Origin of the sequence: Streptomyces sp. NPDC048504 (assembly GCF_043200035.1) — a bacterium.
Lineage (GTDB): Bacteria > Actinomycetota > Actinomycetes > Streptomycetales > Streptomycetaceae > Streptomyces.
The window spans coordinates 94,293-102,648 of the sequence record NZ_JBICXA010000028.1 but is presented as its reverse complement, the minus strand read 5'-3'; the positions used below and the strand labels follow the sequence as shown (position 1 = coordinate 102,648).

Genomic DNA, 8,356 nt, shown 5'->3' with positions numbered 1-8,356 from the left:
GGGGGGGGGGGCCGCGGCCCCCCCCCCCCCCCCCCCGCCCCCCCCCCCCGCCGCCCCCCCCCCCCCCCCCCCCCCCCCCCCCCCCCCCCCCCCCCCCCCCCCCCCCCCACCCCGACCTCACAACACACCCGCGCGCCCCCGCACCCCGACCCCGCTCACCCCAACCCCTCAGGGGCGCGGGGCTGAATCGATATGCGGCTCCGCCGCGTGAGCGCGACCAGCCCCCACGCACCCGCACCCCGCACACAGCCCAAACCACTCACCCGCAAACCGGCACGAACCCCCCGCCCCGCTCACCCCCCCCGTCACCCCACCCCCAACCCCCCGTCACGCCACCCCCAACCGCCCCCGCGCCACCATCAACGCGAACCCCAACAAGTTCGCCCCCCGCCACCGCTCAGGATCCCCCGCCGCCACATCGTCCGCGGCCAGCCCGATCCCCCACACCCGGTCCACGGGACTCGCCTCCACCAGCACCCGATCCCCCGTGCCCAGCAGAAACGCCCGCAGTTCCTCATCCCCCGCGAACTTGTGGACGCTCCCCTCGACGACGATCCCGAACCGCTCCCGCGCCCAGACCTCCTCGTCGAACCCCCGCACCAACCGCCCCGCCTTCTTCGCCTCGGCCGGATGCCCCGCAGCCAGCACCCGCGCAAGCGCATCCCCGTCGCTGAACAGCCGCGCTTTCCCCGCCATCATCCAGTGCTCGGCGGTCCCATACGTCACCCCGTCCACGGTGAACGGCGACGGCCACCACTGGCTCAGACAGCTCGCGCTCACCCGGCCGTCCGGGCGGGGCCGGTGGCCCCAGAAGTGCAGGTACTTGACCCTGGCCCCGGCCCGCACTTCCCTGATCAGGGCTTCCCGCGAATCGATCTTTTCCGCGGCCCCCGCCGCGAGCTTCCCCGTGATCCTGTCCATACACGCGAGTCTTGCAGGCACCACTGACACTCCGTCCCCCCTTTTCCACACGGACTCGACACCTGGTCGAAGGATTCCGTCGCGTAACCAAAAGGCAACAACGGAATCACTTGTTGGAGTCCCTTTGCTCTGTCAGGATCGGCATTCAAATCGAGCTGGAGCTACGCCACCCGCCAGCGGACGAAGCGGGGCGAAGGCGGAGGAGAGCGACATGCACAACCCGGGTAGCGTCACCCCGGAACGATTCCCCGCACAGGAGTACTTCGAGGACGGCGCGCAGTTCATCGCGGGCCGCCTGACCAAGGGCACCTCGGGCCACACCCATGCCGTCGTCGACCCGGCCACCGGCGAGGACGTGTACACGTACGCGCTGGCCGGTACGGACGACGTGGACGCCGCCGTGGCCGCCGCGCGCGCCGCGTTCCCGGGCTGGTCGGGTGCCACCCCCGGCGAGCGCTCCGACGCGCTGCACCGCTTCGCCGCCGTACTCGCCGAGCGCGCGGACGACTTCGCCCGCGCCGAGTCCCTCCAGTGCGGCAAGCCCCTCAAGCTGACCCGCGAGTTCGACGTCCCCGGGACGATCGACAACACGTCCTTCTTCGCCGGTGCCGCACGGCATCTGCAGGGACAGTCCGCCGGTGAGTACTCCGGCGACCACACGTCGTACGTGCGCCGTGAACCCATCGGTGTCGTCGGCTCCATCGCGCCCTGGAACTATCCCCTCCAGATGGCCGCCTGGAAGATCCTCCCGGCGATCGCCGCGGGCAACACGATCGTCCTGAAGCCCGCCGAGCTGACCCCGCTCACCTCCCTGATGTTCGCGCAGGCCGCCACGGAGGCGGGCATCCCGGACGGAGTCATCAACATCATCACCGGCACGGGGAAGGTCGCCGGTGAGCATCTCGTCGGGCATCCCGACGTGGCCATGACCTCCTTCACCGGGTCCACCGCCGTCGGCAAGCGCGTCGCCGAGATCGCGACCGCCACCGTCAAGCGCATCCACCTGGAGCTGGGCGGCAAGGCACCCTTCGTGGTCTTCGACGACGCCGACCTCGAAGCCGCCGTCAACGGAGCCGTCGCCGGTTCGCTCATCAACACCGGGCAGGACTGCACGGCCGCCACGCGCGCGTACGTGCAGCGGCCCCTCTACGACGCGTTCGTCCAGAAGACGGCCGCCCTCATGACGAGTGTCCGGGTCGGCGATCCCTTCGCCCCGGGCACCGACCTCGGGCCGCTGATCTCGCACGTACAGCGCGACCGCGTCGCCGCCTTCGTCGACCGGGCGCGTGACTACGCGCGCGTGGTGACCGGTGGCGAGGCTCCTCAGGGAGATCTCAAGAACGGCGCGTACTATCGCCCCACCCTGGTCGCGGACGCCGCCCAGGACAGCGAGATCGTGCAGTCCGAGCTGTTCGGACCGGTCCTGGTCGTCCTGCCCTTCGACACCGACGACGAAGGCATCGCGCTCGCCAACGACACCCCGTACGGCCTCGCGGCCTCCGCGTGGAGCCGGGACGTCTACCGGGCCAATCGCGCGACCCGCGAGATCAAGGCCGGCTGCGTGTGGATCAACGACCACATCCCGATCATCAGCGAGATGCCCCACGGCGGATACAAGGCGTCCGGCTTCGGCAAGGACATGTCCGCCTACTCGTTCGAGGAGTACACCCAGATCAAGCACGTCATGTTCGACAACACGGCGGTGGCCCGCAAGGACTGGCACCGCACGATCTTCGGGGACCGATAGCAGAACTGACGGCCGCCCAAGGCGCCGCCGTCTCCTCCCGAAAGGGCAGCACGCGCATGAAGCAGTACGAGCCCGACCGCCTGACCCCGGCCGAAGTGGCCGCCGCGCGGCGCAGCTTCCGCAAGAGCCGGTCCGCGCTGACCCGCCGTTCGGTGCTGCGCGCCTCCGCGGGCGGCGCGCTCGCGGTCGGCGGACTCGGCGCCCTGAGCGGCTGCGGGATTCCCGCGGCAGGCAAGACCCAGGGCGGCGTGTCCGCCGACGACCACTCGGCCACGGAGAAGGAGATCGACTTCTCCAACTGGCCCGAGTACATCGACACGGACGAGAGCGGCAACCACCGCCCGACGCTGGACGCGTTCACCAAGCGGACCGGCATCAAGGTCAAGTACACCGAGGACATCAACGACAACGACGAGTTCTTCGGCAAGATCCAGCCGCAGCTCGCCGCCGGCCAGTCCACCGGCCGCGACCTGATCGTCCTCACCGACTGGCTGGCCGCCCGCATGATCCGCCTCGGCTACGTCCAGAAACTGGACGCGTCGAACCTGCCGCACGCCTACGCCAACCTGTCGGACCAGTTCCGCAGCCCCGACTGGGACCCGGGCCGGGCCTACTCGTACGTGTGGCAGGGCATCTCGACCGTCATCGCCTACAACAAGAAGGCGCTCGACGGCGTCGAGGTGAAGTCGATCTCCGACCTGCTCGACAACCCCAAGCTCAAGGGCCGCGTCGGCTTCCTCACCGAGATGCGCGACAGCGTCGGCATGACGATGCTCGACATGGGCAAGGACCCGGCGAAGTTCACCACCGACGACTACGACGCGGTCATCGCCCGCCTCCAGAAGGCCGTCGACAAGGGCCAGATCCGCCGCTTCACGGGCAACGACTACACGTCCGACCTCACCAAGGGCGACTTCGCGGCCTGCGTCGCCTGGGGCGGCGACATCGTCCAGCTCCAGTCGGACAACCCGGACGTCGGCTACGTCATCCCCGAGGCCGGCTACATGACATCGACCGACAACCTGCTGATCCCCAACAAGGCGCGCCACAAGACGAACGCCGAGCGGCTCATCGACTACTACTACGAGCCCGAACCGGCCGCCGAACTCGCCGCCTACGTCAACTACGTGAGCCCGGTCGCGGACGTGAAGCCCTACCTCGCCAAGCTCGACAAGTCGGCGGCGAGCAACCCGCTGATCCTTCCCGACAAGGCCATGGCGGCCAAGTCTCACGCCTTCCGCTCCCTGAGCTCGAAGGAAGAGACGTCATACCAGCAGAAGTTCGCAAAGCTCACAGGGGCGTGACGACGATGAACACCAAGGACAACAGCGGCGACGTCCGCCTCTCCGGAATCAGCAAGACGTACGACAACGGCTTCACCGCCGTCCAGCCGCTCGAACTGACCGTCCCCCAGGGCTCCTTCTTCGCCCTGCTCGGCGCCTCGGGCTGCGGCAAGACCACCACCCTGCGCATGATCGCCGGCCTGGAGGAACCTTCCTCCGGCACCGTCCACCTCGGCGACCAGGAGGTCACCAACCTCCCGCCGTACAAGCGGCCGGTGAACACGGTCTTCCAGTCGTACGCCCTCTTCCCGCACCTCGACATCTTCGAGAACGTCGCCTTCGGTCTGCGCCGGCGCGGCATCAAGTCGGTGAAGCAGCAGGTCGTCGACATGCTCGACCTGGTCCAACTCGGCGAGCAGGCACGCAAGAAGCCGCACCAGCTCTCCGGCGGCCAGCAGCAGCGTGTCGCCGTGGCCCGCGCGCTGATCAACCACCCCAAGGTGCTCCTCCTCGACGAGCCCCTCGGCGCCCTCGACCTCAAGCTGCGCCGCCAGATGCAGCTGGAGCTCAAGCGCATCCAGACCGAGGTCGGCATCACCTTCATCCACGTCACGCACGACCAGGAGGAGGCCATGACCATGGCCGACACGGTCGCCGTGATGAACGCGGGCCGTGTCGAGCAGCTCGGCTCGCCCAGCGACCTCTACGAGAACCCGAACACCACCTTCGTCGCCAACTTCCTGGGCACCTCCAACCTCATCGAGGCCGAGGTCGACTCCAAGAGCGGCGACGACATCATCCTCAAGGCGGGCGGCGGCAAGCTCGTCCTGCCCGAGGCACGATGTTCGGCGCCCACGACGACCGGCGGCAAGGTCCTGGTCGGCGTACGCCCCGAGAAGATCACCCTCACGCACGCCGACGACGCCGGCGAGATCCCCGAGAACCGCAACCGCATCACCGGCAAGATCGCCGACTCCAGCTTCATCGGCGTCTCCACCCAGTACGTCATCGACAGCCCGGTCTGCCCCGAGTTCGAGGTCTACGCCCAGAACATCGACCGCGACACCCGGCTGCGGCCCGGCGCCGACGTCGTCCTGCACTGGAACCCGGCCCACACCTTCGGCCTCGACGCCGCCCAGGACATCGACGCCGGCGTCGACATCGAGGAAGAGGCCGCCTGATGTCGACCCTCACCGAGGCGCCCCCGCCCCTGGCGCCCACCGCGCCCGAGAAGAAGCCCCCGCGCAAGAGGGGCCGCTTCACGCCGTACTGGCTGCTGCTGCCCGGCATCCTCTGGCTGATCGTCTTCTTCGCGCTGCCGATGATCTACCAGGGCTCCACGTCGATCCAGACGGGCTCCCTGGAGGACGGCTACAAGGTCACCTGGCACTTCGCGACCTACTGGGACGCGCTGTCCGAGTACTGGCCCCAGTTCCTGCGCTCGGTCCTCTACGCCGCCGCCGCGACCATCCTCTGTCTGCTGCTCGGCTACCCGCTCGCGTACCTCATCGCGTTCCGCGCGGGACGCTGGCGGAACCTGATCATGATCCTGGTGATCGCGCCGTTCTTCACCAGCTTCCTGATCCGCACCCTCGCCTGGAAGACGATCCTCGCGGACAGCGGCCCGGTCGTCAGCGCCCTCAACACGCTGCACGTCCTGGACGTCACCAACTGGCTCGGCTGGACCTCCGGCGACCGCGTCCTCGCCACACCACTCGCTGTGGTGTGCGGACTGACGTACAACTTCCTGCCGTTCATGGTGCTTCCGCTCTACACCTCGCTGGAGCGCATCGACGGACGGCTGCACGAGGCGGCCGGCGACCTCTACGCCAAGCCGTTCACCACCTTCCGCAAGGTCACCTTCCCGCTGTCGATGCCCGGCGTCGTCTCCGGCACCCTGCTGACCTTCATCCCGGCGGCCGGCGACTACGTCAACGCCGAACTCCTCGGCTCCACCGACACCCGCATGATCGGAAACGTCATCCAGACGCAGTTCCTGCGCATTCTGGACTACCCGACAGCGGCCGCTCTTTCCTTCATCCTCATGGCCGCCATCCTCGCCATGGTGACCATCTACATTCGCAAGTCCGGGACGGAGGATCTGGTTTAAATGACCGTCGTACGCTGGTTCAAGCGTCATTTCGTCGTCATCGCGGGACTGATTACCCTCGGATATCTGCTCCTTCCGAACGTCATCGTCACGGTGTTCTCCTTCAACAAGCCGAAGGGGCGCTTCAATTACGAGTGGCAGCAGTTCTCGCTGGACGCCTGGAAGCAGCCGTGCGGTGTCGCCGACATGTGCGGCTCGCTCTCCATCAGCCTCCAGATCGCCGTCTGGGCGACCATCGGCGCCACCGTCCTCGGCACGATGATCGCCTTCGCGCTGGTCCGCTACCGCTTCCGCGCCCGCGGTGCGATCAACTCGCTGATCTTCCTGCCGATGGCGATGCCCGAGGTCGTCATGGCGGCCTCGCTGCTCACGCTGTTCCTCAACATGGGCGCCCAACTGGGCTTCTACACCATCCTGATCGCCCACATCATGTTCTGCCTCAGCTTCGTCGTCACCGCCGTCAAGGCCCGCGTGATGTCGATGGACCCGCGCCTGGAACAGGCCGCCCAGGACCTCTACGCCGGCCCGGTGCAGACCTTCCTCCGCGTCACCCTGCCCATCGCGGCCCCCGGAATCGCGGCAGGCGCGCTGCTTTCCTTCGCGCTCTCCTTCGACGATTTCATCATCACCAATTTCAACGCGGGCTCGACCGTCACCTTCCCCATGTTCGTCTGGGGTTCGGCGCAGCGCGGCACACCCGTCCAGATCAATGTCATCGGTACGACCATGTTCCTCGTCGCCGTATTGTTGGTGCTCGTCTCCATGGTGATCACCAACCGCCGCAACAAGGTGAAGGCGTAACCGCACTATCCCTGTAGGGAGTTGAAATCATGGCCCCGAGCGCCATGAGCCGTAGCAACAACTGGACGAAGTCCCTTTCGGAAGCACGGCCGGTGCCGTTCTGGCTGGACGACCCCGGCAAGCCCCACCCCGAACCCGCGCTCACCGGCGGCGAGACCTGCGACCTGCTGGTCGTCGGCGGCGGTTACAGCGGACTGTGGACCGCGCTCATCGCGAAAGAGCGCGACCCGCAACGGGACGTGGTGCTGGTGGAGGGCCGCGAGGCGGGCTGGGCCGCCTCGGGCCGCAACGGCGGCTTCTGCGCCGCCTCACTCACCCACGGACTCTCCAACGGCCTCACCCGCTGGCCCGATGAGATCCACAAACTGGAGGAGCTGGGCGCCCGCAACCTCGACGAGATCGAGAGCGCGGTCGCCCGCTACTCCCTGGACTGCGAGTTCGAGCGCACCGGCGAGATCGACGTCGCCACCGAACCCCACCAGGCCGAGGAACTCCACGACTGGCACGCCGAGTTGGAGAGCAAGGGCCTGGCCGACGGCACCGAGTTCCTGGACGCCGAGGCGCTCAGGGAACAAGTCGACTCACCGACCTTCCTGGCCGGCCTGTACGACCGTAGAGGCGTCGCGATGCTCAACCCGGCCAAGCTGGCCTGGGGGTTGAAGCGCGCCTGCCTCCAACTAGGCGTCCGCGTCTACGAACACACCCCCGCCCTCGCCCTCAAGTCGTACGGCGCCGGCATGGCCGTACGCACTCCGTACGGATCCGTCCGCGCCCGCCGGGTCGCGCTCGGCACCAACATCTTCCCGAACCTCATCAAGCGGGTCCGCTCGTACACCGTCCCGGTCTACGACTACGCCCTGATGACCGAACCGCTCTCCGCCGACCGGTTGGCGTCGATCGGCTGGAAGAACCGCCAGGGTCTCGGCGATTCGGCGAACCAGTTCCACTACTTCCGGCTCTCCGCCGACAACCGCATCCTGTGGGGCGGTTACGACGCGATCTATCCCTACGGCGGCCGGGTCCGCGCCGAGTACGACGACCGGCCGGAGACGTACGCCAAGCTCGCCGAGCACTTCTTCACCTGTTTCCCGCAGCTGGAGGGCCTCAACTTCAGCCATGCGTGGGGCGGCGCGATCGACACCTGCTCGCGCTTCTCGGCGTTCTTCGGCACCGCCCACCAGGGCAAGGTCGCGTACGCGGCGGGCTTCACCGGGCTCGGCGTCGGCGCGACCCGCTTCGGCGCGGACGTGATGCTGGACCTGCTCGCGGGGGAGCGGACCGAGCGCACGGAACTGGAGATGGTCCGCAAGAAGCCGCTGCCCTTCCCGCCCGAGCCCTTCGCGTGGACGGGCATCGCGCTCACCAAGTGGTCGCTGGCGCACGCCGATTCACACGGCGGCCGGCGCAACCTCTGGCTGAAGACGATGGACAAGCTGGGCCTCGGCTTCGACAGCTGAGCCGCTCCTGATCGGCGGGTGTGATCCGGTTCACTCC

The 8,356-nt window shown here is 68.2% G+C and carries 7 protein-coding genes; 6 read left to right on the top strand and 1 reads right to left on the bottom strand.

Going from position 1 to position 8,356, the window contains the following annotated elements:
* Nucleotides 1-327: 327 nt before the first annotated feature.
* Nucleotides 328-921 (bottom strand): NADAR family protein, encoded by a 594-nt coding sequence (locus ACGFY9_RS46625; RefSeq protein WP_393764889.1) that lies wholly within the window; start codon nt 919-921, stop codon nt 328-330.
* Nucleotides 922-1,132: 211 nt separating this feature from the next.
* Between ACGFY9_RS46625 and ACGFY9_RS46620 the strand changes: the two genes are divergently transcribed.
* Genes ACGFY9_RS46620 through ACGFY9_RS46595 form a run of 6 tightly spaced genes read left to right on the top strand, consistent with a single transcriptional unit; the run spans nt 1,133 to nt 8,319 of the window.
* Nucleotides 1,133-2,668, top strand: a complete 1,536-nt coding sequence (locus ACGFY9_RS46620) for a gamma-aminobutyraldehyde dehydrogenase (RefSeq protein ID WP_393764887.1) — start codon at nt 1,133-1,135, stop codon at nt 2,666-2,668.
* 56 nt (nt 2,669-2,724) lie between these two features.
* Nucleotides 2,725-3,972: a PotD/PotF family extracellular solute-binding protein gene (locus ACGFY9_RS46615; protein WP_393764886.1), complete on the top strand. Its 1,248-nt coding sequence runs from the start codon at nt 2,725-2,727 to the stop codon at nt 3,970-3,972.
* A gap of 5 nt (nt 3,973-3,977) precedes the next feature.
* Nucleotides 3,978-5,132, top strand: a complete 1,155-nt coding sequence (locus ACGFY9_RS46610) for an ABC transporter ATP-binding protein (protein ID WP_393764897.1) — start codon at nt 3,978-3,980, stop codon at nt 5,130-5,132.
* Nucleotides 5,132-6,061 carry an ABC transporter permease gene (locus ACGFY9_RS46605; protein ID WP_393764885.1) on the top strand — a complete coding sequence of 310 codons (930 nt, stop codon included), beginning with the start codon at nt 5,132-5,134 and terminating at the stop codon, nt 6,059-6,061. Before ACGFY9_RS46610 ends, ACGFY9_RS46605 begins: the two co-directional genes overlap by 1 nt.
* Nucleotides 6,062-6,862 carry an ABC transporter permease gene (locus ACGFY9_RS46600; protein ID WP_393764884.1) on the top strand — a complete coding sequence of 267 codons (801 nt, stop codon included), beginning with the start codon at nt 6,062-6,064 and terminating at the stop codon, nt 6,860-6,862.
* Between the two features lie 29 nt (nt 6,863-6,891).
* Nucleotides 6,892-8,319, top strand: a complete 1,428-nt coding sequence (locus ACGFY9_RS46595; protein ID WP_393764882.1) for an NAD(P)/FAD-dependent oxidoreductase — start codon at nt 6,892-6,894, stop codon at nt 8,317-8,319.
* Nucleotides 8,320-8,356: the final 37 nt, after the last annotated feature.

Excerpts from the sequence above, each read along its gene's own strand:
- ACGFY9_RS46610 (WP_393764897.1), top strand. The coding sequence starts at position 3,978 with ATGAACACCAAGGACAACAGCGGCGACGTCCGCCTCTCCGGAATCAGC.
- ACGFY9_RS46615 (WP_393764886.1), top strand. The coding sequence starts at position 2,725 with ATGAAGCAGTACGAGCCCGACCGCCTGACCCCGGCCGAAGTGGCCGCC.
- ACGFY9_RS46605 (WP_393764885.1), top strand. The coding sequence starts at position 5,132 with ATGTCGACCCTCACCGAGGCGCCCCCGCCCCTGGCGCCCACCGCGCCC.
- ACGFY9_RS46625 (WP_393764889.1), bottom strand. The coding sequence starts at position 921 with ATGGACAGGATCACGGGGAAGCTCGCGGCGGGGGCCGCGGAAAAGATC.
- ACGFY9_RS46600 (WP_393764884.1), top strand. The coding sequence starts at position 6,062 with ATGACCGTCGTACGCTGGTTCAAGCGTCATTTCGTCGTCATCGCGGGA.
- ACGFY9_RS46595 (WP_393764882.1), top strand. The coding sequence starts at position 6,892 with ATGGCCCCGAGCGCCATGAGCCGTAGCAACAACTGGACGAAGTCCCTT.
- ACGFY9_RS46620 (WP_393764887.1), top strand. The coding sequence starts at position 1,133 with ATGCACAACCCGGGTAGCGTCACCCCGGAACGATTCCCCGCACAGGAG.